The 24,803-nt window shown below is 69.4% G+C and carries 24 protein-coding genes; 5 read left to right on the forward strand and 19 right to left on the reverse strand.

Annotated elements, in window-relative coordinates; all coding sequences use genetic code 11:
* Positions 1-560: 560 nt before the first annotated feature.
* From Q9R02_RS10350 to Q9R02_RS10390, 9 genes are all read right to left on the reverse strand, one after another.
* A complete protein-coding gene (locus tag Q9R02_RS10350) occupies positions 561-1,172 on the reverse strand; it encodes a DUF305 domain-containing protein (RefSeq protein ID WP_305996605.1) in 612 nt (203 codons plus the stop codon).
* Positions 1,173-1,221: 49 nt separating this feature from the next.
* Positions 1,222-1,632 (reverse strand): hypothetical protein, encoded by a 411-nt coding sequence (locus tag Q9R02_RS10355; RefSeq protein WP_305996606.1) that lies wholly within the window; start codon positions 1,630-1,632, stop codon positions 1,222-1,224.
* Between the two features lie 7 nt (positions 1,633-1,639).
* Entirely contained in the window at positions 1,640-3,721 is a 2,082-nt protein-coding gene (locus Q9R02_RS10360; RefSeq protein WP_305996607.1) for a copper-translocating P-type ATPase, read from the reverse strand.
* Positions 3,722-3,784: 63 nt separating this feature from the next.
* Positions 3,785-3,922: a hypothetical protein gene (locus Q9R02_RS10365; protein ID WP_305996608.1), complete on the reverse strand. Its 138-nt coding sequence runs from the start codon at positions 3,920-3,922 to the stop codon at positions 3,785-3,787.
* A 319-nt stretch (positions 3,923-4,241) separates the two neighbouring features.
* Complete coding sequence (locus tag Q9R02_RS10370) at positions 4,242-5,036, reverse strand: sugar phosphate isomerase/epimerase family protein (protein ID WP_305996609.1); 795 nt, start codon at positions 5,034-5,036, stop codon at positions 4,242-4,244.
* A 1-nt stretch (position 5,037) separates the two neighbouring features.
* On the reverse strand, positions 5,038-6,015 hold the full coding sequence (locus tag Q9R02_RS10375; RefSeq protein WP_305996610.1) for a Ppx/GppA phosphatase family protein: 978 nt from the start codon (positions 6,013-6,015) through the stop codon (positions 5,038-5,040).
* Between the two features lie 19 nt (positions 6,016-6,034).
* On the reverse strand, positions 6,035-8,773 hold the full coding sequence (gene topA / locus Q9R02_RS10380) for a type I DNA topoisomerase (RefSeq protein WP_305996611.1): 2,739 nt from the start codon (positions 8,771-8,773) through the stop codon (positions 6,035-6,037).
* Between the two features lie 135 nt (positions 8,774-8,908).
* Entirely contained in the window at positions 8,909-9,520 is a 612-nt protein-coding gene (locus tag Q9R02_RS10385; protein ID WP_305996612.1) for a MarR family transcriptional regulator, read from the reverse strand.
* A 53-nt stretch (positions 9,521-9,573) separates the two neighbouring features.
* Entirely contained in the window at positions 9,574-11,163 is a 1,590-nt protein-coding gene (locus Q9R02_RS10390) for a DUF7059 domain-containing protein (protein WP_305996613.1), read from the reverse strand.
* Positions 11,164-11,300: 137 nt separating this feature from the next.
* Here Q9R02_RS10390 and Q9R02_RS10395 point away from each other — a divergent pair, with 137 nt between their 5' ends.
* Both Q9R02_RS10395 and Q9R02_RS10400 read left to right on the forward strand, forming a co-directional pair.
* Positions 11,301-12,749: a purine-cytosine permease family protein gene (locus tag Q9R02_RS10395; protein WP_305996614.1), complete on the forward strand. Its 1,449-nt coding sequence runs from the start codon at positions 11,301-11,303 to the stop codon at positions 12,747-12,749.
* On the forward strand, positions 12,746-13,843 hold the full coding sequence (locus Q9R02_RS10400; RefSeq protein ID WP_305996615.1) for a zinc-binding dehydrogenase: 1,098 nt from the start codon (positions 12,746-12,748) through the stop codon (positions 13,841-13,843). Before Q9R02_RS10395 ends, Q9R02_RS10400 begins: the two co-directional genes overlap by 4 nt.
* Positions 13,844-13,904: 61 nt before the next feature.
* On the opposite strand, the gene Q9R02_RS10405 is transcribed toward Q9R02_RS10400, so the two are convergent.
* Positions 13,905-14,306: a YybH family protein gene (locus Q9R02_RS10405; RefSeq protein ID WP_305996616.1), complete on the reverse strand. Its 402-nt coding sequence runs from the start codon at positions 14,304-14,306 to the stop codon at positions 13,905-13,907.
* A 43-nt stretch (positions 14,307-14,349) separates the two neighbouring features.
* Positions 14,350-14,937, reverse strand: coding sequence for a TMEM175 family protein (locus tag Q9R02_RS10410; RefSeq protein WP_305996617.1), 588 nt, complete (start codon positions 14,935-14,937; stop codon positions 14,350-14,352).
* 58 nt (positions 14,938-14,995) lie between these two features.
* Here Q9R02_RS10410 and Q9R02_RS10415 point away from each other — a divergent pair, with 58 nt between their 5' ends.
* Positions 14,996-15,433 (forward strand): DUF6023 family protein, encoded by a 438-nt coding sequence (locus Q9R02_RS10415; RefSeq protein ID WP_305996618.1) that lies wholly within the window; start codon positions 14,996-14,998, stop codon positions 15,431-15,433.
* A gap of 93 nt (positions 15,434-15,526) precedes the next feature.
* On the opposite strand, the gene trhO is transcribed toward Q9R02_RS10415, so the two are convergent.
* Entirely contained in the window at positions 15,527-16,420 is an 894-nt protein-coding gene (gene trhO / locus Q9R02_RS10420) for an oxygen-dependent tRNA uridine(34) hydroxylase TrhO (RefSeq protein ID WP_305996619.1), read from the reverse strand.
* Between the two features lie 153 nt (positions 16,421-16,573).
* Here trhO and Q9R02_RS10425 point away from each other — a divergent pair, with 153 nt between their 5' ends.
* Both Q9R02_RS10425 and Q9R02_RS10430 read left to right on the forward strand, forming a co-directional pair.
* On the forward strand, positions 16,574-17,272 hold the full coding sequence (locus tag Q9R02_RS10425; protein ID WP_305996620.1) for a GNAT family N-acetyltransferase: 699 nt from the start codon (positions 16,574-16,576) through the stop codon (positions 17,270-17,272).
* A 51-nt stretch (positions 17,273-17,323) separates the two neighbouring features.
* Complete coding sequence (locus Q9R02_RS10430; RefSeq protein ID WP_305996621.1) at positions 17,324-19,693, forward strand: DEAD/DEAH box helicase; 2,370 nt, start codon at positions 17,324-17,326, stop codon at positions 19,691-19,693.
* Between the two features lie 130 nt (positions 19,694-19,823).
* On the opposite strand, the gene Q9R02_RS10435 is transcribed toward Q9R02_RS10430, so the two are convergent.
* From Q9R02_RS10435 to ssd, 7 genes are all read right to left on the reverse strand, one after another.
* Positions 19,824-20,198, reverse strand: coding sequence for an Rv3654c family TadE-like protein (locus Q9R02_RS10435; RefSeq protein ID WP_305996622.1), 375 nt, complete (start codon positions 20,196-20,198; stop codon positions 19,824-19,826).
* A 74-nt stretch (positions 20,199-20,272) separates the two neighbouring features.
* Positions 20,273-20,668 (reverse strand): TadE family type IV pilus minor pilin, encoded by a 396-nt coding sequence (locus tag Q9R02_RS10440; RefSeq protein ID WP_305996623.1) that lies wholly within the window; start codon positions 20,666-20,668, stop codon positions 20,273-20,275.
* Positions 20,665-20,982, reverse strand: coding sequence for a DUF4244 domain-containing protein (locus tag Q9R02_RS10445; protein ID WP_305996624.1), 318 nt, complete (start codon positions 20,980-20,982; stop codon positions 20,665-20,667). The genes Q9R02_RS10440 and Q9R02_RS10445 overlap by 4 nt, the downstream gene beginning before the upstream one ends.
* 35 nt (positions 20,983-21,017) lie before the next feature.
* On the reverse strand, positions 21,018-21,509 hold the full coding sequence (locus Q9R02_RS10450; RefSeq protein WP_305996625.1) for a type II secretion system F family protein: 492 nt from the start codon (positions 21,507-21,509) through the stop codon (positions 21,018-21,020).
* Between the two features lie 176 nt (positions 21,510-21,685).
* A complete protein-coding gene (locus Q9R02_RS10455; RefSeq protein ID WP_305996626.1) occupies positions 21,686-22,441 on the reverse strand; it encodes a hypothetical protein in 756 nt (251 codons plus the stop codon).
* Positions 22,441-23,628: a TadA family conjugal transfer-associated ATPase gene (locus tag Q9R02_RS10460; RefSeq protein ID WP_305996627.1), complete on the reverse strand. Its 1,188-nt coding sequence runs from the start codon at positions 23,626-23,628 to the stop codon at positions 22,441-22,443. Before Q9R02_RS10460 ends, Q9R02_RS10455 begins: the two co-directional genes overlap by 1 nt.
* 29 nt (positions 23,629-23,657) lie before the next feature.
* Complete coding sequence (gene ssd, locus Q9R02_RS10465) at positions 23,658-24,782, reverse strand: septum site-determining protein Ssd (protein WP_305996628.1); 1,125 nt, start codon at positions 24,780-24,782, stop codon at positions 23,658-23,660.
* Positions 24,783-24,803 lie beyond the last annotated feature (21 nt).

Here is a 24,803-nt window from a genome sequence, read left to right on the forward strand (position 1 = left end):
CGGCCCGTGTTTCCATGGCCCCTTTTCCTGGCTTCCGCCAGGCCGTGGATGATTCCCAGGCTATGCCCGGTTTCACCGAAGGGTCCTCACAACTTGGCTCCCTAATGTAGTGACTACCTCAAAGGGTGCGAGTGAATCAGCGGATGCGAAAGCGTCCGCTCGGACGCCGGTTTGCAGCATGGGTTCCCCCTGATCTCCCAGCTGATCGAACCGGCGTCCGGTCTTTAAGGGGTGCCGGCGACCGCACAGTGGAACGCTCCCCCCGAGTGGCCGGCATTGCCGGGGTAATCAAGGCGTTTCCCCAGCTAATTCCCAGCTGAAAAACCATGTTTTCGGGGTGCTTGAAGAGTAAAGTGGTACTTGCCTCATGGAGGTGCGAGTGATGATCCAGCCCCGCAAGGGCTGGACGACGCCGGGTAGCTCAAGGAACGTTCCCCCCAAGTGTTCCTTGGTTCAGCTACCCGGCGTTCGCTCTTTAACGGGCTTGTCAGAATCGAGTGGCCCACCGGAGCCGCCAGGGGCACCGCACCGATCGATGACCGGCACGATGCCCCACCGCTCTAGAGCCCGGCCAGGAGCTGCTTCATCTCGGCGATCTCCGTGGACTGAGCGGCGACGATCTCCTTGCTCAGGGCCACCGCCTGCGGGTTCTTCCCGTCCCGGCTCTCGGCCTGGGCCATGGTGAGAGCGCCTTCATGATGCGCGATCATCTGGGTGAGGAACATCCGGGCCGCTTCCGTTCCCTGAGCCGCTTTCAGCCGGTCCAGGTCATCGGGGCCCATCATGCCCTGCATCTGGTGACCGCCGTGCGCCGAGGGGTCTTCGCCCCAGCCGTTGAGCCAGCCGGTCATCGTCTCGATCTCCGGCCCCTGGGCGGCGCGGATCCGCTCCGCCAGCTCGCTCACAGGCTTCGGCAGGTCCTTCTTCTCCAGCATGATCCCGCTCATCTCCACCGCCTGGCGGTGATGCGGGATCATCATGGCGGCGAACATGGTGTCCGCCGCATTGTGGTCCCGCCCAGCGGAGGCCGTCTGCGCCGCGGCAGCGGAAGCGCTCTGGGATGGGCCGTGGTCCATCCCAGGCATGTTTCCGCCGCCGGACGGAGCCGAGCAAGCGGACAGTGCCAGCACGGCTCCAAGGCCGAGGGCGGTGAGGGTCAGGGTCTTCTTCATGGTGGTTCTCCTGGGTTCAGAGGTGAGGGTTGTCCGGAAACCGGGCCCCTCACGTCCTGCTGATCCCGAGTTCCACCAGGGACGGTGTCCGGCACATTGTTCCCTGCACCACCGGGGCACCGCTCGAGGAGACCGGGCTCCAGGCGGGGAGGCCCACCTCCGGCGGCCCACCGAACACGGGCGCCGCGGGCCCTGGGGCGGGCGTGCAGGATCCACCGGCTTCCGCCATCCCGTCGCACGGACCGGGGCATCCGTCCGCACGGGGCGTCACGGCCGGCTCCGGCGGGTGGACCTGCCGGGAGGCACCCGGCCGAGACGACGGCGCGTGGTGCGCCGCGCCGTCGTCGGACATCACAGCGGCGGCGGTCACAGCGTGACCGTGCCCCCTGGCGATCCCGTGCATTCCCAGGAGGCCGCCCAGCAGAGCGACCGCGAGCAGCAGACGGGCGAAGAACGTCACCGGCACCTCAGCGGACACTCGCCGGGTCGAGCCGCAGCCGGCGCAGCAACTGGGCGTTGAGCGCCACCACGATCGTGGACAGGGACATGAGCACGGCACCCGCCGCCGGGGACAGGACCACGCCGGCGAACGCGAGGACGCCCACGGCCAGCGGGACGGACAGGACGTTGTACCCGGTGGCCCACAGGAGGTTCTGCCACATCTTGCGGTACCCGGCGCGGGACAGATCCACCATGGAGAGGACCGCGCGGGGGTCGTCGCCGGCCAGGACCACGCCCGCGGACTCCACGGCCACATCCGTCCCGGCACCGATCGCGATGCCGACGTCCGCACGGGCGAGTGCCGGGGAGTCGTTGACGCCGTCACCCACCATCGCGACCTTCAGCCCACGAGTCTGCAACGCGGCGACCTTGCCGTCCTTGTCGGCGGGCAGGACCTCGGAGAACACCTCGTCGATGCCCAATTCACCCGCCACGGCGTCGGCCACCTGGGGGGCGTCGCCCGTGACCATGGCGACCCGGATGCCGCGCCGCTGCAGCGCGGCCACCGCCTGCCGCGACTCCGGACGGATCGCATCCTCCAGGCTGACGGCGCCCAGGATGCGGTCGCCGTCGAGAAGGTGGAGGATGGCCGCGCCACGGTCCGCCCAGGCGAGCGTCGCCGAAGCGAGTTCTTCGGGCACGACGGCGCCGCGCTCGGCCAGCATGGCCGGCCCGCCCATGCGGTACTCGTCTCCGTCAACGACGGCGCGCACGCCACGCCCGGTCAGCGATTCGAAGCCGATGGCCTGCGGGACGTCGAGGCCGCGTTCCCGGGCCGCACGGACGATCGCCCGCGCCACGGGGTGTTCGCTGTCCGCCTCCACGGCGGCGGCCACCGCGAGCATACGGTCCGCGTCGATCCCGTCCGCCACGGCCACATCCTTCACGGCGGGCTCGCCCGCGGTCAGGGTGCCGGTCTTGTCGAAGAGGACCACGTCCACGGTCCGCATCCGCTCGAGGGCGAGGCGGTCCTTGATGAGGACGCCGGCGCGGGCAGCCTGCTCCGTGGAGATCGCGATCACCAACGGGATGGCGAGGCCCAGGGCGTGCGGGCAGGCGATGACCAGGACGGTCACGGTGCGCGTCACGGCCTCCGGGACGTCACCCAGGAGGCTCCAGACCAGAAAGGTCAGGGCGCCGGCACCCGCGGCGAAGTAGAACAGGAAGGCTGCCGCGCGGTCCGCGAGGGCCTGCGTGCGGGATGAGGAAGCCTGAGCCTCCGCGACCAGTCGCTGGATGCCGGCCAGGGCGGTGTCGTCCCCGACGGCGCTCACCCGGACGCGCACGGCGGTGTCCGTGGCGACAGTGCCCGCCACCACGGCGTCGCCGACCGTGCGGGAGACCGTCCGGGACTCCCCCGTGATCATGGATTCGTCCATGGCGACCGTGCCGTCGGTGATGACGCCGTCGGCCGGCATGCGTGCGCCGGAGCGGACCAGGACCAGATCGCCCTCCCGCAGCTCGTGGACGGGAACGGTCTCGGCGCCGTGTTCCGTGAGCCGTTCGGCCTCGTCCGGGAGGAGCGCGGCGAGGGCGTCCAATGCGCCACGGGCCGAGCCGAGGGCACGCATCTCGATCCAGTGGCCCAGGAGCATGATGGTGACCAGCAGGGCCAGCTCCCACCAGAAGTCCAGGTCGAAGCCATCCAGGCGCAGGGTGGTGGCCCAGGACGCCAGGAAGGCGACCGTGATCGCCATGGAGATCAGGAGCATCATGCCCGGGGCCCGGGACGTGAGTTCCTGGAGACCGCCCTTCAGGAACGGCGTGCCGCCGTACACGAAGATCACGGTGCCGAGCAGGGGCGTGATCCACCCTGAACCCGGGAACGCAGGCGGATCGTAGCCCAGCAGATGCCCGGCCATGGGACTGAACCAGACGACCGGCACGGACAGTGCCAGGGAGATCCAGAAGCGGCTGCGGAACATGGCGGTACTGTGCCCCGCGTGCTGGCCGTGCTGATGGACCTGGTGGTCGCCGTCGTGGTCGCTCTGGTGCGCGTGCTCGTGCGGGTGGTCTTCGGTGTCCGGATGGTGATGCTGGTGATTCATGTCCCCTCCAGGGAAATCCTCGGCTCCGTGGGCACCTCCCCGAGGGGAGACTCCCCCGGCTGGTCAGCTCAGGCTGAGGCCGCACCCGGCTCCGACGACGGCGGTGGCGCGGACGGCCGCGACGGAGTCCGTGGCGCAGCAGGAACAGCCGGAGGCGGCGGGGATGAGAGGGAGTTCGGTCCGGATGCCGGAGTCGCGCATGTCAGTTCCATTTCCTCGGTGAAAGGCGGGTGCTGGGGTTGACGGGCTGTGAAGGCGGGATGATCACCGCAGGGACAGGCCCACGTCACTGACAACGCTTCAAAAATACCCCTAGGGGGTATCCAAGTCAAGCCCGCCGCCGACTCCCACCCCCGCGAAACAGTGGGTTTCCGCTGAAACAGCGGTCTAAACCCACTGTTTCAGCGGAAACCCACTGTTTCGCGGGAGTCGTCGGGCGCGGAGGGGGTGGGTGTGGCTAGATCCGGAGAGCAGGGCCGGGCCCTGGATTATGGGACGGGCCGTTTGGCCCGAGGCGGGCCTAGCGCGCCAGGTGCCTCCGGGCGAAGGCGAGGGTCCGTGCGAGCATCTCCTCGCGCTCCCCCACCACCTTGGCCTTGCGCGTGCTGATCTCGGCGACCACCACGCCGTCGAACGCCGACTCCGCCAAGTGCCGCAGCGCCTCGGCGCAACGCTGGTTCCCCTCTCCGGGGACCAGGTGCTCGTCCTTCATGCCGCCGCCCACGCCGTCCGTGAGGTGCACGTGCCGCAGGGCGGAACCGAGCTGCCGGAAGGCGTCCAGGGTGTCCATACCGGCCGTCGCCGAGTGCGAGAAATCCCAGGTCACATGCTGGTAGCCGCGCCCCACCGGGTTCCAGTGCGGCAGGTACATGAGCAGTTCACGGCCCCGGACCTTCCACGGGTACATGTTCTCCACGGCGATCTTCACCCCGTGGCGCTTCTGGGCGTCCAGGACGCCCTCGAAGAACTCCTCCGCGTAGCCGTTCTGCCAGCGGAACGGCGGATGGACCACGACGACGTCGCACCCCACCTCGCGCGCCATGAGGCAGGACTGCTCGATCTTGTTCCACGCCTTGCCCCACACCTGCTGGGTCAGCAACAGCGTGGGCGCGTGGATGGAGACGATCTCCTGGCGGTACTGCGCACTGAGCTGCTTGAGCGCGTGAGGGTCCTGGCTGATGGGGTTGTTGGTGACCATCACCTCCACCCCGTCGAAGGACAGGTCCTGGGCCACCGCGAAGGCGTCGTGCACACTCAGCGGGTAGACCGAGGCGCTGGAGAGGGCCACAGGGATGGGGTTGGGGGCCGTGCTCATCTCAGGCGTCCCCGTCGTCCTTGACGTGCGCCGGTGGGTCGAGCGGCCCGTCGAAGACCAGCTGATCCAGACGCCGCAGGATGAGACCCTCACGAAGGGCCCAGGGGCAGATGACCAGGCGCGGCTGATCGAACAGTTCCAGGGCCGCCTCGGCCACCAGGGCTCCGGCCAGGAGCTGGTGCGCCCTGGCCTGGGAGACGCCGGGAAGATGCAGCCGGTCCTCGGCACTCATCGCTGAGATGCGCTGGGCCCACAGACCGAGGTCCTCCCGTAGCAGGTCACGGCGCACATACGGGCCGGCCGCACTGGGGGCCGCCCCGGCGATCCGCGCCAAGGAGCGGAAGGTCTTCGAGGTGCCGGTCACGAGATTCGGTGTGCCGGCCCTGGCGAAGTCCTTCACCACGGGTTTGAGCGTGGAGCGGATGTACTTGCGCAGTTCCTTGATGCTCTTGGCCGTGGGAGGGTCCTCCGCCAGCCAGTCGCGGGTCAGGCGGCTGGCGCCCAGCGGCACGCTCGTGGCCAGTTCCGGCAGTTCGTCCCGGCCCAGGGCCATTTCGAAGGAGCCGCCGCCGATGTCCAGGTCCAGGATGGTCCCGGCGGCCCAGCCGAACCAGCGGCGGACGGCGAAGAAGGTCATCTCCGCCTCTTCGCTGCCGGAGAGCTCCCGGAGTGTCACCGTGGTCTCGTGCTTGACGCGGGCCAGGACCTCGGGACCGTTGGTGGCCTCGCGGATCGCGGAGGTGCAGAAGGCCAGGAGGTCCTCGGCCTTGTGACGGGCCGCGAACTCCCAGGCTTCCAGGACGAAGTCGATCAGCTCCTTCTGCCCGGCTTCGTTGATGCTGCCGTCCGGCTCCAGGTACTGGACCAGGGAGAGCGGCCGCTTGTGCGAGGCGAAGGGAACCGGTTGGGCGCCGGGGTGGGCGTCCACCAGGAGGAGGTGGACCGTGTTGGAACCGATGTCCAGGACGCCTAGCCGCATGTGCCCATTATGTCCTGCTTCAGGCCTTCTTCTTCGCCGCGGCGCTCTTGGAAGTGCTGCGTGACGCGGTGCTACGGGTGGCCCGCTTCACCGGCCCCTTGGCACGCTTCTCCGCGAGAAGTTCGACGGCGCGTTCCCGGGTCAGATCCTCCACACTGGTGGAGCGCGGCACGGTGATGTTGGTGACGCCGTCCGTGATGTACGGGCCGAAGCGGCCCTCCTTCACCACGATGTTCTTCTCCGAGACCGGGTCCGGCCCGAACTCCGCCAGCGGCGGCACCGCGGCACGGGCGCCACGCTGCTTGGGCTGCGAGTAGATCTCCAGCGCCTGCTCCAGGGTGATCGTGAAGATCTCCTCCTCGGTGCCGATGGAGCGCGAGTCCGTGCCCTTCTTCAGGTACGGGCCGAAACGGCCGTTCTGCACCGTGATGGGGTTGCCGTCCTCATCCTGGCCCAGGACGCGGGGCAGGCTCAGGAGGTTCACGGCCTCTTCAAGAGTCACGGTGTCCACGGTCATGGACTTGAAGAGGGAGCCGGAGCGCGGCTTGACCTTCACCGGTTTCTTCGGGGGCTTGGGCTTGCCGTTCTTGTAGTACTCCACGGGCTGTGCGGCGATCTCCTCAGCCGTGGGCTCGGGGATGATCTCCGTGACGAAGGCGCCGTACCGGCCGTTCTTGGCCACCACCGTGTGTCCCGTGTGCGGATCCGCCCCGAGCACGCGCTCCTCAGGTGCGGAGTTCTCCAGCAGTTCGCGGGCCTTCTCCGGGGTCAGCTCGTCCGGGGCCAGGTCCTCCGGCACATTGGCGCGCACGGCGTCCACCAGTTCGCCGGTCTTGGCGTCCATGGTGGGGACGGTGGTCTCCAGATACGGCCCGAACTTGCCCACCCGCAGGACGATGCCCTCGGTCACAGGGATCGAGTTGATGTCCCGTGCGTCGATCTCGCCGAGGTTGGTCACCACGGACTTCAAGCCGGGCTCCTTGTCCCCGTCGCCGAAGTAGAAGTGCTTGAGCCAACTGGAGCCGGGCTCCTCACCGCGGGCGATGCGGTCCAGGTCCGTCTCCATGTCCGCCGTGAACTCGTAGTCCACGTAGTCGGAGAAATGGCGCTCCAGGAGCTTGATGACGGAGAACGCGATCCAGCTGGGGACCAGGGCGGAGCCCTGCTTCCGCACGTAGCCGCGGTCCTGGATGGTGGAGATCGTGGCCGCGTACGTGGACGGACGGCCGATGCCCTCCTTCTCCATCTCGGCGGTCAGCGACGCTTCGGTGTACCGCGGCGGCGGGGACGTCTGGTGCCCGACGGCGGTGATGCCGCCGGCGTCGAGGGCGTCGCCTTCCACGACGTTCGGCAGGCGGCGCGCCTCGTCCGAATCGTCGTCGCGGCTTTCGTCCTTGCCCTCCTCATAGGCGGCCAGGAAGCCGGGGAAGGCGATGACCGTGCCGGAAGCCGTGAACTCGGCGTCGCGCCCGTCCGCGGCGACGGCGCCCAGCTTGATGGTGGCCGTGGAGCCCTTGGCATCCGCCATCTGGGAGGCGACCGTGCGCTTCCAGATCAGCTCGTAGAGGCGGAACTCGTCCGCGGAGAGCTGGGCCTTGACCTGGGCCGGGGTGCGGAAGGCGTCCCCGGCGGGGCGGATGGCCTCGTGGGCCTCCTGCGCGTTGGCGCTCTTGTTCGCGTAGACGCGGCGGCTGGCCGGGACGTAGTCGGCGCCGTACAGCTCGGCGGCCTGCTTGCGCGCGGCGTTCACGGCCTCATCGGACAGGGCCGAAGAGTCGGTACGCATATAGGTGATGTAGCCGTTCTCATAGAGACGCTGTGCCACCTGCATGGTGCTCTTGGAGGAGAAGCGGAGCTTGCGCCCGGCCTCCTGCTGGAGCGTGGAGGTGGTGAACGGGGCCGCGGGGCGCCGGGTGTACGGCTTGGTCTCCATGGAGCGGACGCTGAAGGCCGCGCTCTCCAGACCGGACGCCAGGCTGCCGGCGGAAGACTCGTCCAGCAGGGCGACCGTGGAGCCCTTGAGCTCGCCCTGGTCGGTGAAATCCTTGCCGGTGGCCAGGCGGCGGCCGTCCACGGAGCTCAGCTTGGCCTTGAAGGATTCGCCGGCGGCGGAGAAGACTCCGGTGAGGTCCCAGTAGGAGGCGGTCTTGAACGCCATGCGCTCCCGCTCCCGGTCCACCACCAGGCGCGTGACCACGGACTGCACGCGGCCGGCCGACAGGCCGCTGGCCACCTTGCGCCAGAGCACCGGGGAGATCTCGTAGCCGTACAGGCGGTCCAGAACACGTCGGGTCTCCTGGGCGTCCACCAGGTCCGTGTCGATCTCCCGCAGGCTCGACATGGCGCGCTGGATGGCCTCCTTGGTGATCTCACCGAAGGTCATGCGGTACACCGGGACCTTCGGCTTGAGGACCTCGAGCAGGTGCCACGCGATCGCCTCACCCTCGCGATCACCATCAGTGGCGAGGTAAAGTTCGTCGGCGTCCTTCAGGTGCGCCTTGAGTTCAGCGACCTTCTTCTTCTTGTCGCTGGAGACCACGTAGTAGGGCTTGAAGCCGTTGTCCACGTCCACCGCGAACTTGCCCACCGAGGTCTTCTTCAGCTCGGCCGGAAGCTCGGAAGGCTGAGGCAGGTCACGGATGTGCCCGATGGAGGCCTCCACCACGAAGCCGTCGCCCAGGTACTTGGCGATGGTCTTGCTCTTGGCGGGAGACTCCACGATCACGAGTTTCTTGCCGGTCTTGGCCTTGGTGGGCACGGTGCTCCTACGGAAATCTTCTCTGGCGGGCCGTCAGGCCCATATCTGCCTAGTTCACCACATTTTGCCCCGTGCGCATGACACGGGGCGATCGATGTGGACAGCCGCTCCCACAGCGGCACGGGCGGACGGCACTTACGGTGCGCTGTCCGGGACCACCGACCAGAGAGTGGCGACGCGACGGCGTTCCGCCTCCGGATCGGTGGGTTCCACGGCCAGGTACTCCCTGACCAACTGGTTCATGCGGTCGATCAGTTCACTGGCCTTTTCCCGGTCCAGGTACATGGTCTCCGTGGACATGGACATGGAGGGGAAGCGCAGTTCCTCCTCGCCACGGAGCGTGAGCTCGTCGCGTTCCTGATTGTGGGCCAGGATGCGGCGGCGCTGCGCATCGAGCTCCAGGTCCAGAATGGCGAGCTCCGGGTGCCCGGAGCCGCTGACGGACTTGATGGTGAAATCGGTGCCGGCGGCCTTCCAGCGGCGCTCGCGTGCATCGCCGTCGCTCTCCGCGGGCTCCACCATGCCCCACTTCTGCAGCGCGCGCAGGTGGTAGCTCATGGCGCTGGGGGTCAGGCCGGTCACCGCCGCCAGTTCGGTGGCCGTGCGGCTGACCTGGCTGGAGTAGAGGTCACTGATCGCGGCCAGGCGCGCCGCATGAGCCAAGGCTCGGATGGCCTTGGGATCAGAGATCTCCACCTGGCGGCGGCCGCTGTCCTGGGGAGCTGAAAGATCCGTACTCACCGCCATAGTGTATCCCCGGTCACTGTGCAGGTCCTCTGACCTTCTTCCAGACCCTTTCCTCAGGCTCCCGGAATGAGGAAACCGTCCAGCACCAGATTCGCCACCTCATCCAGCAGCGCGGCGACGCGATCGGCGTCGGAGATCTCCTCCGGTCCGGGCGTCAGGCTCACGACGGCGGCCGCCAGCTGACCCGCGGTGAAGTCGCCGTCGCACGCCGAGACGAAGCCGGCCAGCTCGCTGCTGAGCAGCGTGGTGCGGCGCAGTCCGGCGCCCTGGCGCAGCAGGATCACGCCCGGGTGCTCGGCACCGGGGCGCTGGTGCCGTTCCTCGGTGACGTCCTCCGCCACCACCAACGCCTCCTCCGCCAGCTCGTGACCGGCCAGCCAGGCACGGCGGCCCAGCGCGGCGAGCAGGTGCGGGCCCAGGGGCTGCTCCACCGGGTACGTGATCTCCTCGAAGCGGCGCAGCGGGAACTCGCCGGGGGCCTGCAGGAGCACCATGCCGAAGCCGATGGCGCCCACGGCGCGCCCGGCGAAGTCCTGCAGGTAGTCCCGGTAGCTGCGGGCGTAGAGTTCCGGATCGCGGCCCTCCGAGGCGTCCCGGAGCCACGTCTCCGCATACTGCTCCGGGCCGAGCTGCTCACGCTGGATGACCCAGGCGCCCGCACCGTCCGGCAGCCAGGCGCGCAGGCGGTCCTCCCACCCGGCGCCCTCCGTGATCTCCCAGTTGCCGAGCATCTGGGCCGTGCCGCCCGGTTCCAGGACCCCCGGAAGCTCCCGGAACAGGGCGGAGACGATCGCGTCCCCCGGCAGGCCGCCGTCACGGTAGGTGAACTGCTCGTCCTCGTTCTCCCCCGCATGGCGCGGCGTGATCACGAACGGCGGGTTGGAGACCACCTGGTTGAACCGCTCACCGGCCACGGGCTCCAGGAGCGAGCCGAGGCGCAGGGAGACCCTGTCGTCCAGGGCCGCAGGGTCCAGCTCCAGGGCTCCGGCGTTCAGGAGCAGATTGAAGCGGGTGAACGCGAGCGCCCGCTCGGAGATGTCCGTGGCGGTGACGTGCCGGGCATGGCGCAGGAGATGGAAGGCCTGGATGCCGCAGCCCGTGCCGAGGTCCAGCGCCCGGTCCACGGGTGCGCGGAGGGTGATCTGCACGAGCGTGGTGGAGGCCTGCCCGATCCCCAGGACGTGATCGTGCCGGAGCACTCCGGGGCGCTGATGGGCGCCCAGGTCGCTGGCCACCCAGAGACGCGTCTCCGCGGCCTCGTCGGAGAAGGCATAGGGACGCAGGTCGACGGCGGCGCGCACCGCGCCGGCGTCGTCCCGTTCCACCAGGCCCAGGCGCTCGAGTCCGGCCGTCCCGGTGCGCGGCAGGGCGGCGTCGAGCGCCTCGGCCGCCTGCGGCCGGGCCAGCAGCCACAGGCCTACGACGACGGCGAGAGGCTCCTGCGCGTGCGGCTCCAGCGCGATGCGGGCCGGGATGAGCTGGTCGCGGGAGAGCGCCTCCGAGGCGGCGTCCCCGAGAAGCTCCGCGACGGCGTCGGCGGTGAAGTCCACCGAGGTCAGATCGGCGTGCAGCGCCTGCAGGAGGGGCAGATCGTCGCTACGGGGGATGTCGGGGGTCAGGGCGGGGCGGGCGGTCTCACTCACCTTGCCATCGTAGGCGGTCGTGGATACCGGGAATCCGGGATGAACGGCACGCCAGATTTCCAAAAAGTAAACAGCTGTTGTTTCTTAGGCATCGCAGCCCCATACTCACTGTGTCGGCCATCACATCAGGAGTTCTCGTGTCAGCACCATCGACCACCCCCACGGGCAAGAGCCTCATCGAACACCGGTCCATCGACTGGGTCCCGGAATCCGAACGCCACGGCAAACTCTGGCATCAGGCGCCGCTGTGGTTCCTGGGCAACTTCCAGTACTTCTCCATTCCCATCGGCTTCATCGGCCCTTCCATGGGACTCTCCCTCGGCTGGACCATCCTCGCCAGCGTCCTCGGCATCGCCGTCGGCACCGTGTTCATGGCGTTCCACGCATCCCAGGGACCCGTGATGGGCCTGCCGCAGATGATCCAGTCCCGCGCTCAGTTCGGCTACCGGGGTGTGGTGGTGCCGCTCATCGCCACCCTGCTGACCTACGTGGGCTTCAACATCGCGGACACCGTGCTGCTCGGTGAAGGCATCTCCGGCTCCTTCGGGCTGAATCCAGTGCTCGTCTCCTTGCTGGCCGGCGCCATCGCCGTGATCCTGGCCGTCTTCGGGCACGACTGGGTGCACAAGGCCTTCCGCGTCCTTCTCTACTTCTCCCTGCCGGTCATGACCGTGGTGACCCTGGGAGTCATCTTCGGCGGGGCCGGCGGCTCCGGCACGGTGGACAAGGGCGGCTTCACAGTGGTGGCCTTCATGGCCCAGTTCGCTGCAAGCGCCGCCTACAACATCACCTACGCGCCGTACGTCTCCGACTACTCCCGATACCTCCCGAGCAAGACCTCTGCGCGTGGCGTCATCTCGGCGGTGTTCTTCGGAGCCTCCACCGCGGCCATCTGGCTCATCTCCCTGGGGGCGTGGCTGGCCATCTACCTGGGCGCGCAGGACGGCCTGGTGGGCCTGCAGCAGGCGGGCAACAATGTCTTCGCCCATCTGGGGGACGTGGCCGCCATCCTGTCCGCACTGGCACTCGTGGCCACGATGGGCATGAATGCCTATGGCGGCATGCTGACGGTCATGACCACCGTGGACTCGTTCCGCCCGGTCCGGCCAGGCCCCCGCGCCAAGGCCCTGACCGTGCTCGCCCTGGCGGTGGTCTGGTTCGTGGCCGCGAGCGCGATCAGCAGCAACGGCGTGGCCACCGTCTTCGCAGCCCTGACGCTGATGCTCTACGCGCTGGTTCCGTGGACCGCCACCAACCTCATCGACTTCTTCTTCGTCCGCCGCGGTCACTACGCGATCTCCGAGCTCTTCAAGCTGAACGGCGTGTACGGCGTCTGGAACCGCCGGGGCCTGCTGGCCTTCTTCATCGGCCTGGTCGCGGAGGTGCCGTTCATGGTCGTGACGGGTGTTTACACCGGACCGGTGGCCGATGCCCTCGGCGGCGTGGACATCGCCTGGCTGGTGGGGCTCGCCGTCAGCAGCGCGAGCTATCTGCTGCTGAGCCGAGGCATCGACGTCGCGGCCGAGAAAGAGGCCATGGCGCACGACGGCGCCGCGCTGGCCGCGATGCTGGAGGAGAACGGGTGAGCAACACCGTCACGGCAGGGGTCTTCCGTCCAGGCACCGGCCTGGCACTCGAAGAGCTGAACGTCGCCGCCCCCGGCCCGGGCCTGGTGGAGGTTGAGCTGCGCGCCACCGGCGTCTGCCATTCCGACCTGCACGTGCTCGACGGCGCGTGGCCGGCCGAGAGCCCGTTGGTCATGGGGCATGAGGGCGCCGGCGTGGTGCGGCGCATCGGGAAGGGCGTGGATCAGGTGACGCCCGGCACGCACGTGGTTCTGAGCTGGTTCGCCCCGTGCCGCCGCTGCCGGAATTGCGCGGCGGGCAAGGCCTGGCTCTGTACCGGGACCACAGCGCTGGCCAACACATTGCCGGATGGAGGTTCGCCGTTCACGGACTCCTCCGGCGCCCGGGTGGACCCCTACCTCGGCCTGGGCACCTTCTCCGGAACGGTGGTGGTTCCGGAAAGCGCCCTGGTGCCCGTACCGGAGGAGATCCCCTTCTCCGTGGGCGCCCTGATGGGCTGTTCCGTCACCACTGGAGTGGGCGCCGTTCTCAACACGGCCACCGTCCGTCCCGGCGAATCCGCGGTGGTCTTCGGCTGCGGCGGGGTGGGTCTGGCCGTGGTCATGGGTCTTTCCCTGGTGGGCGCTGGGCCGATCGTGGCCGTGGATCTCTCCGAGGAGCGCCTGGAACGGGCCCGCGAATTCGGGGCCACCGTGACCCTGAACCCGAGGACGGATGATGTGGCGGCCGTTCTGCAGGAACGGTTCTCCGGGGTCGATTACGCCTTCGAGGCGATCGGGAATCCCGGCGTCATCAGCACCCTCGGCTCCGTCCTGGCACCTGGCGGGGCCGCCGTACTGGTCGGTATGACCGCCGTGGGCGCCACCGCCACGATCGACCCGTTCGACCTTGCGGACCAGGGCAAGAGGATCCTCGGATGCAACTACGGTTCCAGCGTGGCGGCGGTGGACGTCCCCCGGCTGGCGCGGCTGTTCCTGGACGGCAAGCTCCCACTGGACCGGTTGATCAGCTCGGAACGGCCCCTCGGTGAGCTGTCAGCCGCCGTGGAGGAACTCAGGGCCGGCGAGGGGCTGCGCTCCGTGCTGGTGCCCTGAGCAGCCGTGGAGACGGTCAAGGTGCCCCGCGGCGGGGCGCCTTCACCGTCTCAGACGTGACTCATTCCCCACTCGGCAGGGAGAGATGCTCGTGCACGGCGAGCAGTCCGCCCTCGTGCCCACGGAACACGATGCTCTCCCGTTCGGTGTACATCTCCTCCGCGCCGGTGCCGGTGTCCACACGCGTCCGCACCGTGTGGCTGAAGACTGCGCCACCTGGGAAGGTCTGGATCAACGGATCCAGCGACGTGCATTCCAGCACACGCCAGCCGCCGTCCACCCAGCCCTGCCAGGCCGCCTCATACTCGGCCCGAGCGTCGAAGCGCCGGGGCTCCGGATGAAAGACGAATGACGCGTCCGGGGCGAACAAAGAGAAGTACCGCTCGCCGTCGTTCGCGGCGAATGCGCTGACGATCTCCGCGGCCGCCGCCGCGACCCGCTCCCGCGTGGGTTCCAATGCCATGTCCTTGCCCTCTCCGTTCCGCGCTGTGCCGGACATCACCAGCTTAGGCATCGTTACTCTCCGCCACAGCGCGCTCGATACGGCGGTCCGGGACGATCCACAGGATCGCGACGGCGGTGTAGCAGGCCACGCTGGCCCAGACCGTCACGTAGGCGGTGGCACAGCCCACCAGATAGAGAGCGGTGGAGACCTTCTCCTTCACACCATTCTTGATGGCGGACGCCAGCCGGCTGTCCGCACCCTGAAGCCGGATCAGCCGCCGTTGAAGGATGTCGTACGCCACTGCGCTCATCAGCAGATTGAAGCCGTACACCAGCACCGGCAGCGGGCTGAGGCTCGATTCGTCCATCCAACGCGTGGTGAACGGGACCAGGGAGAGCCAGAACAGCAGGTTCAGGTTCGCCCAGAGCGCGCCACCGTCCACCCGCTTGGTCAGGTGCATGAGGTGATGGTGGTTGCTCCAGTAGATGCCGATGTACACGAAGCTCAGGATGTAGGTCAGCAGGGTCGGCAGGAACTCGGCCACGCCGTGCAGATCGGGGGTGTCGGGGGCCTTCAGCTCCAGAACCATGATGGTCAGGGCGATCGCCATGACCCCATCGCTGAACGCCTCCACGCGGGTAGTCTCCATAGGCACAGTGAACCATCCCCGTGCGCAGGGTACGACGCCGCACGGTAGCGTAGAGATCATGACCACCGCGCGTTCCTTCACCACCCGTGCCCTCGCCCTGAGCGGGGCGGTTCTGCTGCTGGGCGCGGCGGGCGGCTGTGCGCAGAGGAGCACCGTGGGGCAGGCCGACGTCCCGTCCTGGCAGGCGACCGCGCTTCCGGCGGACCCGCAAGCCGCTCTGAGCGGCAGTGGGAAGCTCCTGGACCGGAACCCGGCCGAGGCGGGTCACGGGACCGTGGCCGCGGGCCGGTACACGATCACCATGACGTGCGAAGGGAACGGCAAGGTGTTCTTCGAACTGTTCTCCGGGGACAAGTCCGTGGGCGATGCGACGAACGCCTGCAACGGCAACAAGGACCGCGTGGACCTCAGCCTTCCGGCCGGCCCGCTCACCGTGAAGGCGTCCAGCGTGGACGTCCCCACGCTGTACGCGTTCTCCCTGGCACCGAAGAGCTGACGCTTCTCCCTGCGGGGCGCCCCGAATGACCGAGGGCGCCCCGAATGCGGAGCCTCCAGTCAACAAGGACGCCCGGCCCGGATGCCCCGTGACTCAGGCGGCGCAGCCCTCAGGGCAGCGGAGGGTCTCCGGGGAGGCGGCGCAGTCCGCGCAGTACAGCGTGAGCGTGCGGCATTCCTGGTTGGAGCAGTTGTGGAAGTCGCTGGTGGGCGCGGAGCAGCGGGCGCAGGCGCCGATGGTCTTGGCCTCCTCGCTGAACTCGAGGTGCATGCGCTTGTCGAAAACGTAGAGCGAGCCCTCCCAGAGGCCCTTGTCCTTGAACTTCTCCCCGTACCGGACGATTCCGCCGTCCAGCTGGTAGACCTCCTTGAAGCCGCGCTTGACCATCAGGCTGGAGAGGACCTCGCAGCGGATCCCACCCGTGCAGTAGGTGACCACGGGCTGGTCCTTGAGTTCGTCGTACTTCCCCGACTCCAGCTCCTGGATGAAGTCGTGGGTGGTGGCCACCTCCGGCACGATCGCGTCTTTGAACTTGCCGATCTGCGCCTCGAACGCGTTCCGGCCGTCGAAGAAACGCACCGGCCGCCCGGCCGCCTCCCTGTCCGCGACCAAGGTGTGCAGCGCTTCCGGTGAGAGGTGCGTGCCGCCGCCCACCACGCCGTCGTCGTCCACTTCCAGCTCGCCGGGAGCCCCGAAGGAGACCAGTTCCTCCCGCGCCTTCACGCTCAGCCGCGGAAAGTCCTCGGCACCGCCGTCGGACCATTTGACGTCCAGCGCACGGAACGGTGTGTACTCCTTGGTGGTCCGGACATACTGCTTCACGGCCTGGATCTCCCCGCCCACGGTCCCGTTGATGCCGTCCTTGGAGACGATGATCCGGCCGCGCAGGCCGAGCTTCTCGCAGAGGGCGCGCTGCCAGAGCCGCACGGCCTCTGCGTCGGCGACGGGGGCGAAGGCGTAATACAGGGCAATCTTGTTCTGGGCCACCGTTAAAGGTTACGGGGGTCTGCGTTCCCGCCCGGCGGGACGGGGATCCAGGCCGGGTGCGAGCCGTGCGGAAAACGACCTCCGGCTGTGAGTTAACCGCAAAGTTACCGATACCGGCTGTCGCTTCAACCCGGGCTGACCTAGGCTCGAAGCATGACTGCGGAATCCCTGATGGAAGACATTGGCAGCCTGCTGGACCTCTGGGTGGCCGGCTGGGCCGGAGCCCGGGGTTATGACGTCGACCACGTGGGGCGCTTCCCTGCGGTGGACCGGAACGACTCCGTCAAGGCCCGTGAATTCTTCGCGGTCAACCCCGACAATCAGGACTTCGGCACCCTCGCGGAGCAGACTTTGCAGACTCCGGGGCGGCTCCTCACGGTCCTCACCCGCGACCCCCAGCGGTACCTGGCGCTGGCCGATCAGCACGGCCTCCACGTGAGTTCCACGTCCCAGGCCATGATGATCGTGGACATGGACACCCAGGACACCGAGGACCCGTGGCTCCCCGACGACGACCTGGAGGTCAGCTACTCGGAACGGGACGGCGTCCACTTCGCCGAGGTCCGCGCCGGGGATGTGGTGGCCGCCAGCGGCCGCGTGTTCGTCACGGACGGCACCGTGGCCGTGTTCGACCAGATCGTCACCAATGACGACTTCCGCCGCCGTGGCCTGGGCAGCTTCATCATGAAGTCGCTCGCGGCCCGCTCCTTCGCCCACCCGGTGGAGGTGGGCCTGCTCCTGGCCTCGGCCGACGGACGGCACCTCTACGCCCACCTCGGGTGGGAAGAGGTCTGCACCGTGGTGATGCTCTCCAGCTCGGACGCCGGCGTGAAGGACGTCTCCGTCTCCTGACCCGGGCGTTCCCGGGCGCCGGGGCACCCGCCCTGGTGCCACAATGGTGCGGTGCCCTCCCACGACTCGCTGATCCCGCTCCTGGGCCGTACACCGGACCCGGAGCAGCTTCAGCATGTCCGCGTCATTCCCGCCCGGGAGGCCCGGCACGCCCCGTGGCCGGATTGGGCGCATCCGGACGTGGTGGCCGCCTACCAGCGGCTGGGGGTCCGGACCCCGTACGAGCACCAGGTCCGGGCGGCCGGGCACGCCCACCGTGGGGAGCACGTGGTGATCGCCACGGGGACCGCCTCGGGGAAGTCTCTGGCGTACCAATTGCCCGCCGTCGACGCGGTGCACCGCTCGGAGCTGCGGGTGCGCGAGGAGCCGGGCAAGCTGCACGACGACGGCGCCACCGTCCTCTACCTGGCACCCACCAAGGCGCTGGCCGCCGACCAGCTGGCAGCGCTGAAGTCTCTCCACCTGGACACGCTCCGCGCCGAAAGCTACGACGGCGACACCGAGAGCAGTGCCCGCCGCTGGATCCGGGACCACGCCAATGTCATTCTGGCCAACCCGGACATGCTGCACCACGGGATCCTGCCGAATCACAGCTGGTGGGCGCGTTTCTTCCGGCGGCTGCGCTACGTGGTGATCGATGAGGCGCACAGCTACCGCGGGGTCTTCGGCTCCCACGTGGCCAATCTGCTGCGCCGTCTCCGAAGGGTCTGCGCCCACTACGGCAGCGCGCCCGTGTTCGTCGGCGCCTCCGCGACGGCCGCCGAGCCTGCGGAGTCCTTCTCCCGGCTGATCGGGGCGCCGGTGGCCGCCGTGACAGACGACGCCTCGCCACGAGGGTCCACCACGGTGGCCTTCTGGGAGCCGCGCCTGACGGATCTGGTCGGGGAGAACGGTGCGCCCACCCGGCGCACAGCCATCGCCGAGTCCTCGGACATGCTGGCCAACCTGGTGTCCTCGCACGTACGGACCATCGCGTTCATCAAGTCCCGGCGCGGTGCCGAACGGATCTCCTCGATCACACAACGGCTTCTGGAAGACGTCGACCCGAGCCTGCCGGGACGCGTCGCCGCCTACCGCTCGGGGTACTTGCCGGAGGAACGGCGGGCGCTGGAGGCCGATCTGCGGTCCGGGCGGCTCCTGGGCGTGTCCAGCACGTCCGCACTGGAGCTCGGGATCGACATCTCCGGGCTGGACGCCGTGCTGGTGGCCGGCTGGCCCGGGACGAGGGCGAGCTTCTTCCAGCAGATCGGCCGGGCCGGCCGCGCCGGGCAGGACGCCGTCGCTGCGTTCGTGGCCAGCGACGACCCGCTGGACACCTACCTGGTGCACCACCCGGAGGCGGTGTTCGACGTCGGGGTGGAGGCCGCCGTGTTCGATCCTTCCAATCCGTACGTGCTGGGGCCGCATCTGTGCGCCGCCGCGGCGGAGCAGCCGCTGCGGCCCGGGGACGAGGAGCTGTTCGGCCCCACGGCACGGGCCATGCTGGACACCCTGGTGGAGCGTGGATACCTCCGGAAGCGTCCGGCCGGCTGGTTCTGGACCCACGCCCAGAGCGCGGCCTCCATGGTCAGCATCCGGGACGACGGCGGCGGAATCGTCAAGATCATCGACGCCGAGACCGGTGCGGTCCTCGGGTCGATGGACAGCCCTCAGACGCACTACCAGGCGCACCGCGGTGCCGTGTACGTGCACCAGGGGGCCAACTACATCGTCGAGGAGCTGGACGAGGAGGACCATGTGGTCTTGGTCCAGCGGGCCAACCCGGACTACTACACCACCGCGCGGGACGTGACGCAGGTGGAGGTCCTGTCCGTGGAACGGTCCATGGACTGGGGAGAGATCGCCGTGCACTTCGGCGAAGTCAAGGTCACGACGCAAGTGGTCTCCTTCCAGCGCAAGTCGGTGTCCTCCAACGAGGTCCTCGGAGAGGAACCCCTGGACCTGGAGGCGCGGGATCTGTTCACCAAGGCGGTGTGGTTCGTGGTGGGGAACCAGACCCTGGTGAAGGCGGGCCTGATCGAGGCACAGTTCCCGGGGGCCCTGCACGCCGCGGAACACGCATCGATCGGGATGCTGCCCCTGGTCGCCTCGAGTGACCGCTGGGACATCGGTGGCGTCTCCACGGCGCTGCACGCCGACACCGGGCATCCCACGATCTTCGTCTACGACGGCCATCCGGGCGGCGCCGGTTTCGCGGAGCGGGCCTTCGCCAAGGCCCGGACCTGGCTCGCCGCCACGCAGGAGGCGATCCGGTCCTGTGAATGCGAGTCCGGCTGCCCCTCCTGCGTGCAGTCGCCCAAGTGCGGCAATAAGAACAATCCCTTGGACAAGGCCGCGGCGATCGTCCTGCTTCAGGCACTGCTGCGCGACGCGACGGACTTTCCGGGGGACCCTGGGGGCACCCGGCCGCCGCAGGACTGACGCCCGCCTGACCCGCCCGGGACCGCGCCGTCGTGGACATGACGCGGCCCAGGCGGAGGTGGCGCGGCCCTGGGTGACCGTGACGTGGCGGCGCGCGCCATCCGATGCCCGGCCATCGACCGGCGGCGATTCACGGCGGCGGGCCCGCCCGCGCTCGTCCTGTGGCATGTGCCAGGCCGAGCACGCCGTCGATGCCCGTGTGAACCTCCACGATGTCGGCCTCCGGACCGGTCACCGTGCAGCTGTCCACCCGGGCACCGTTCCGCCCGGCGATCTCGGAGGCCAGGGCGCAGGGTTCACCGTCCCTCAGTCCTCGTGCGGCGTCCGCTGCTGCGAGCGCGGCGAGGTCCGCAGCCGCCGCGGCCCTGGAGGCGAGCGTTCCTGCCTGGGCCAGAAGTGCGATCACCAGGAACCCGAGCAGCAGCACCATGCCGAGCCCCAGCGCCAGGACGGTCCCGGCTCCGTGTTCGGTGCGGTCCCACCGCCGGTTCGGCCCGGACCTCATGCGAGGAGCGGGCCGGCCGTCTGCCCGGGAGACGGTCCCGCCCTTGGTCCGCGGGCGGCGGGCATTCCTCCCGTTCACGACGGACCACCCTGCCCAGGGTCTTCCACGGCCGCCGTCGACCTTGCCTCCAGGGTCCACCGCGTCCAGGTGCCGAGGACGCCAGGAGCCGGGGCACTGACCACAGCCTGGACAAACCCCAGGCCGTCGGGAGTCACGACGACGGCGACGGTCCCGCCGGCGAGCCGTGCGGCGCCGTCCCGGGCGGCCTCGACCGTCTCGCCGCGGGCCATCGCCCGGGCGGCCGACCGGGCCGCCTCCTCCAGGCGCAGCTGCTGGGTGCCGGCAGCCACGGCCCCCATGAGCAGGGACAACAGGAGGACGAGGGCCGGCAGTGTCACGGCGAATTCGGCCGTCACACTGCCGCGGCTTCCGGCCAGGGCGGCTCCGCGGGCGGTGACAGGCGTTCTCATGGAATTGCGAGTGCCGTGCGGATGATGTTGAGCAGGAAGCCCCGCACCTCGTCGCTGCGCATGATCACCACGAGCAGCCCGGCGAAAGCGACGGCCGCCAGTGTGGCGATGGCGTACTCCGCGGTGGACGTCCCCGCCTCCCCACCGATGGCCCGGACCCCTCGTTGTCCGAGGCCGGTCATCCAGGACCGGACAGCTTCCACGGACCGGGTCCAGGGTCCGCTCCGGCCCGGGGCCGGGCCTCCCGCCGGCGCCGGGTGGCCGTGCGTCGGCCACGGAACGAGGTGCAGGATGCGGGACATGATCTGAAACATGATTTCTCCTTTGTTCGGTCCCAGACGGGACGGATTCAGAGCCCTCCGGGAAGGAGCGCCAGGACCACGGGGATGATCCCCAGGCAGACGAAGGACGGCAGTGAGCACAGGCCCAGCGGCAGCACCAGACGGACCCCCAGGGCGGCAGCCCGGCGCTCGGCCTCCCGGAACCGCCGCCGTCGCTCAGCGGCTGCTCCGGCATACAAGGTTCCGGCGGCCGGCGCTCCGCTGAGCGCCGCGAAACCCAGGTGGCGCCGCAGTCCACTCAGCCTCGACCGCTCCTTCACGGCATTCCGGCCGGTACCGGCCCCGCGAGCGCTCGCCGGCCGGCTCCGGGGCCGTGCTCCGCCGGATCCTGCGTGCTGTTCGGCCATCAGCCATGCCCCATCCCAGGCCGCTCCGATGGCCAGGGCCGCGCTCACCCGTCCAAGGCAGGCCGCCGTGGCCGGGGACGCGCTCTCGCTGAGAACCTGCAGGCAGCGTTCAACACCCACCCCGGCTTCCAGAAGAGCGCCGGCGAGCTCCATGAGGAGTGCTTCATCGTCGGATTCGGCTCCCCTTGGCGCCCGCCCGAGGGCTGTCCGGGAATCCCGATCCGGCGCCTTGCCGACATCGGCCAAGCGAAGTGTCCGTCTCCGGCACGAGGCCTCCGTGCACAGCCAGGAGAACGCCGCCAAGCACACCAGAAGGCCCAGGGCGCCACTCATGACCGGCCTTCCGCCGCAGTCACCAGAGCCCTGGACCACAGTCTTCCGACGGCCCAGAGGATGAGCCCCGCCACCACGGAAGCCAGCCCCGCCGGGGAGACGATGATGATCTCCACCGGGTCCACCCCGAGCAGGAGTCCCAATCCCAAACCGAGGAACGGGAGCCAGGCCAGCAGCGCGACGCTGGCCTTGGGGCCCGCCAGGGCCGCCTGGCGGGCCCCCTCTGCATCCGCGGAATGTTCGAGGTCCAGGGCCAACCGGGTCAGCAGCGCTGCGAGCGGACAGCCGCTCAGCTCGCTCGCACGGACGCAGAGGGCTATGCGTTCCCAGCACTCGGGCATCGCCGAAGACGTGCCCGCCCGGAAGGCACGCTCAGCGAGCGCTCTCCGGATCGCCTGGGCCGGGCTTCCTCCGAGCTCGGCCGCACGGGAGGCCACTCCCAGGAGGACCAGCACGGGTTCCTCGGTGGGGCCGGTCCCCTCGGCCATCGCCTGCGAGCGGTGGAAGACGTCCAGCTCCTTCCAGGCCTGGGCCGCCGGACGGCCGCTGACCAGCAATGAGGCCAGGTACTGAACGAGGGCGGCCATCGTCTCCAGCTCGGCGGCACGGCCGGGTGCCCGGGCGGGCAGCGCTGGGCGCTTGGGAAGAAACGCCGGGCGGAGCCGTTCCGCCGACGACGGGAGGCGGAACCGGAGACGGTGTCCCGGACCCGGGCCCAGGAGCAGAAGGGCGGAAATCAGCAGACACGCCATCAGGACCATGGCACGCCGTCCAGCCCCAGGCGACGCTGAAGGCCGTCCCACGCGGGCCCGGGATCCAGCCGGTTCCCCACCAGGTGCAACGCACCGGCCATGCGCAGACGCCCCTGCCGCGCGTCGACCATGCTGATCTCCGACAGCCGACGGCCATCCGGAGTACGCGCCACGTGAAGCACCGCGTCGAGGGCACTGGCGGCTTGTGCGGTCACCGCATCCGTGCTCATCCCGGCCAACGCACCGAGCGCCTCCAGACGGGCAGGAACATCAGCTGCGGAATTGGCGTGGATGGTTCCCGCTCCGCTGTGGCCGGTGTTCAGCGCCGTGAGGAGCTCCCGCACCTCGGAACCGCGGCACTCCCCCACCACCAGACGGTCCGGCCGCATCCGCAGTGACTGGCGTACGAGTTCCCGCAGGTCCACGACGCCGCGGCCTTCCGTGTTGCCGTGCCGGGCCTCCAGCCCGACCACGTGCACATGGCCCGGGTCCAGCTCGGCGGCGTCCTCCACCAGGACGAGCCGTTCCAAGGGGTCCACCAGCCCCAGGAGAGTGGACAGGAGGGTGGTCTTGCCGGATCCGGTGGCCCCGCTGATCAGGAAGTTGAGCCGCTGCGACACCAGGGACCGCAGCACCGGGATCAGTGCCGTGGGGAACATGCCCGCTGAGGCCATCTCCTCCAGGGAGAAGCGCCTGGACCGCCGGATCCGGAGGGACAGCAGCGTCCCTCGCGTGGACAGCGGCGGGATCACCGCATGCACACGGTAACCACCGGGCAGGCGGACGTCCACACACGGGTTGCCATCATCCAGACGCCGGCCACCGGACGCCACGAGCCGCTGGGCCAGGGCCCGCAGCTGTTCCTCACCTCCCAGTGCCACCTCGGCCCGCGACAGGCCCGCGCCCCGGTCCACCCACACCTCCTCGGGACCATTGACGAAGATGTCCGTCGTGCCGGGGTCGTCGGCGAGCGGCTGAAGAGGGCCGAGGCCCCGCAGCTCGGCGTTGATGCTCTCCGCCGCCGCGAGGGCCATGGCCGGCCCCAGGAACCTCCCGGTCGAGTTCACCGCCGCGGCCACCCGCTGTGAGGTGACGGGACCCTTCTCCCTGAGCACATCACGGCGCACCGAGTCGAGGATCCGCGGGTCCATGGACTGCGGCGCCGGCCCTCCACCGGGCGCCGGCATGGGGAGTTTCGTCCTACGGTTCGGGAAGTTCATGGCCGAGGCCCCAGGTTCCGCAGGAGATCCCCCGTCACTCGCCGGACCGGCCGCGACCGGCCCAGGCTCAGCAGAAGCCCCTCGTCCGCCGCCATGGTGGCTCCACGGACCTCCGGCATGATGCCGTCCAGACGGATTCCGAGCCGCTCCGCCAGATCTTGCGCCTCCGGTTTCTGCCGCGCGGGGCACCTGGCCACCAGCCCCGTTGAGGTGACGGCCATCCGGCGTAGGCCCTCCACCGCCCGGAGCCCGGCATTGAGCGTCAGAGGAGCCACCACCGTGACGGAATCACACCACCAGGCGTGCTCCTCGGCTTCGCCGGAGGGGATGTCCACCACCACCAGCTCGTACACCTTGCGGGCGGCCTCCACCACCGACGGATCGAGGCGTCCGGGTCCAGACGACGCCTCGCCACTCCTGCACAGGAGCGAGAACCCTCCGACACTGGGCAGCGCTTCGGCCAGCCGCTCAGGGCTGACGGTCCCTCCGTTGGTGGTGAGCTCATCCCAGCCCGGTCCGGCAAGTTCCTCCGCGGAGAGCGCGTGCTTCAGTGCGGTGTCGGCCGCGGATGCTCCGATCAGCAGTGTCCTCAGACCGTCCGACGCCGCATGCCCGGCCAGCCACGCCGCGAGCGAGCTGCCTCCCGCACCGCCCACGGCACCCCAGACGCCCAGCACGTGGCCGCCGTCGGGCCCGGATCCCATGCCGCCGAAGAACTCCGCCAGCCAGCCGAGCCCTTCCGGGAGAGGCACCACCCGTTCCACTCCCCAGCCCGCCGCCCGGTCCCAGGGCGGTTCGTCCAGCGGGCCGGACAGGAGGACATCAGCGCCCCGGCGCCGGATGGGGACCTCCATGACATCGGCGCCGAGCAGCACGGCCTTGGCTCCGTCCCAGAGCCCCAGCGCGGAGTCGACGTCGCGCTCCACCACCAGCTCGGCACCCGCGGCGGCCGCTGCGGTGAGGGCCTGCTCCGCCAGCTCGGGTCGTGAGGTGACCAGCAGGAACACTTCACGTTCCGCCGGTGTCCAACGGACCTCCTCAGCCAGGATGCCGGATGGTCCCGGCGGGGAGACGTGCCGCCGCCGTCGTACTGGATGCTGGAGTCCGGTGCCACTGTTCATGGCTCCAGCCTCGGCCGTCCG

The organism is Arthrobacter horti, assembly GCF_030731045.1.
In the GTDB taxonomy this organism is placed as follows: Bacteria; Actinomycetota; Actinomycetes; order Actinomycetales; family Micrococcaceae; genus Arthrobacter_E; species Arthrobacter_E nanjingensis.

Bases quoted from the DNA above. Each gene is read 5' to 3' on its own strand.
- Q9R02_RS10350 (WP_305996605.1), bottom strand. From the start codon at position 1,172: ATGAAGAAGACCCTGACCCTCACCGCCCTCGGCCTTGGAGCCGTGCTG.
- Q9R02_RS10360 (WP_305996607.1), bottom strand. From the start codon at position 3,721: ATGAATCACCAGCATCACCATCCGGACACCGAAGACCACCCGCACGAG.
- Q9R02_RS10365 (WP_305996608.1), bottom strand. From the start codon at position 3,922: ATGCGCGACTCCGGCATCCGGACCGAACTCCCTCTCATCCCCGCCGCC.
- Q9R02_RS10370 (WP_305996609.1), bottom strand. From the start codon at position 5,036: ATGAGCACGGCCCCCAACCCCATCCCTGTGGCCCTCTCCAGCGCCTCG.
- Q9R02_RS10375 (WP_305996610.1), bottom strand. From the start codon at position 6,015: ATGCGGCTAGGCGTCCTGGACATCGGTTCCAACACGGTCCACCTCCTC.
- Q9R02_RS10385 (WP_305996612.1), bottom strand. From the start codon at position 9,520: ATGGCGGTGAGTACGGATCTTTCAGCTCCCCAGGACAGCGGCCGCCGC.
- Q9R02_RS10405 (WP_305996616.1), bottom strand. From the start codon at position 14,306: ATGGCATTGGAACCCACGCGGGAGCGGGTCGCGGCGGCGGCCGCGGAG.
- Q9R02_RS10410 (WP_305996617.1), bottom strand. From the start codon at position 14,937: ATGGAGACTACCCGCGTGGAGGCGTTCAGCGATGGGGTCATGGCGATC.
- Q9R02_RS10415 (WP_305996618.1), top strand. From the start codon at position 14,996: ATGACCACCGCGCGTTCCTTCACCACCCGTGCCCTCGCCCTGAGCGGG.
- Q9R02_RS10425 (WP_305996620.1), top strand. From the start codon at position 16,574: ATGACTGCGGAATCCCTGATGGAAGACATTGGCAGCCTGCTGGACCTC.
- Q9R02_RS10435 (WP_305996622.1), bottom strand. From the start codon at position 20,198: ATGAGGTCCGGGCCGAACCGGCGGTGGGACCGCACCGAACACGGAGCC.
- Q9R02_RS10440 (WP_305996623.1), bottom strand. From the start codon at position 20,668: ATGAGAACGCCTGTCACCGCCCGCGGAGCCGCCCTGGCCGGAAGCCGC.
- Q9R02_RS10445 (WP_305996624.1), bottom strand. From the start codon at position 20,982: ATGTTTCAGATCATGTCCCGCATCCTGCACCTCGTTCCGTGGCCGACG.
- Q9R02_RS10450 (WP_305996625.1), bottom strand. From the start codon at position 21,509: ATGGAGCTCGCCGGCGCTCTTCTGGAAGCCGGGGTGGGTGTTGAACGC.
- Q9R02_RS10455 (WP_305996626.1), bottom strand. From the start codon at position 22,441: ATGGCGTGTCTGCTGATTTCCGCCCTTCTGCTCCTGGGCCCGGGTCCG.
- Q9R02_RS10460 (WP_305996627.1), bottom strand. From the start codon at position 23,628: ATGCCGGCGCCCGGTGGAGGGCCGGCGCCGCAGTCCATGGACCCGCGG.
- ssd (WP_305996628.1), bottom strand. From the start codon at position 24,782: ATGAACAGTGGCACCGGACTCCAGCATCCAGTACGACGGCGGCGGCAC.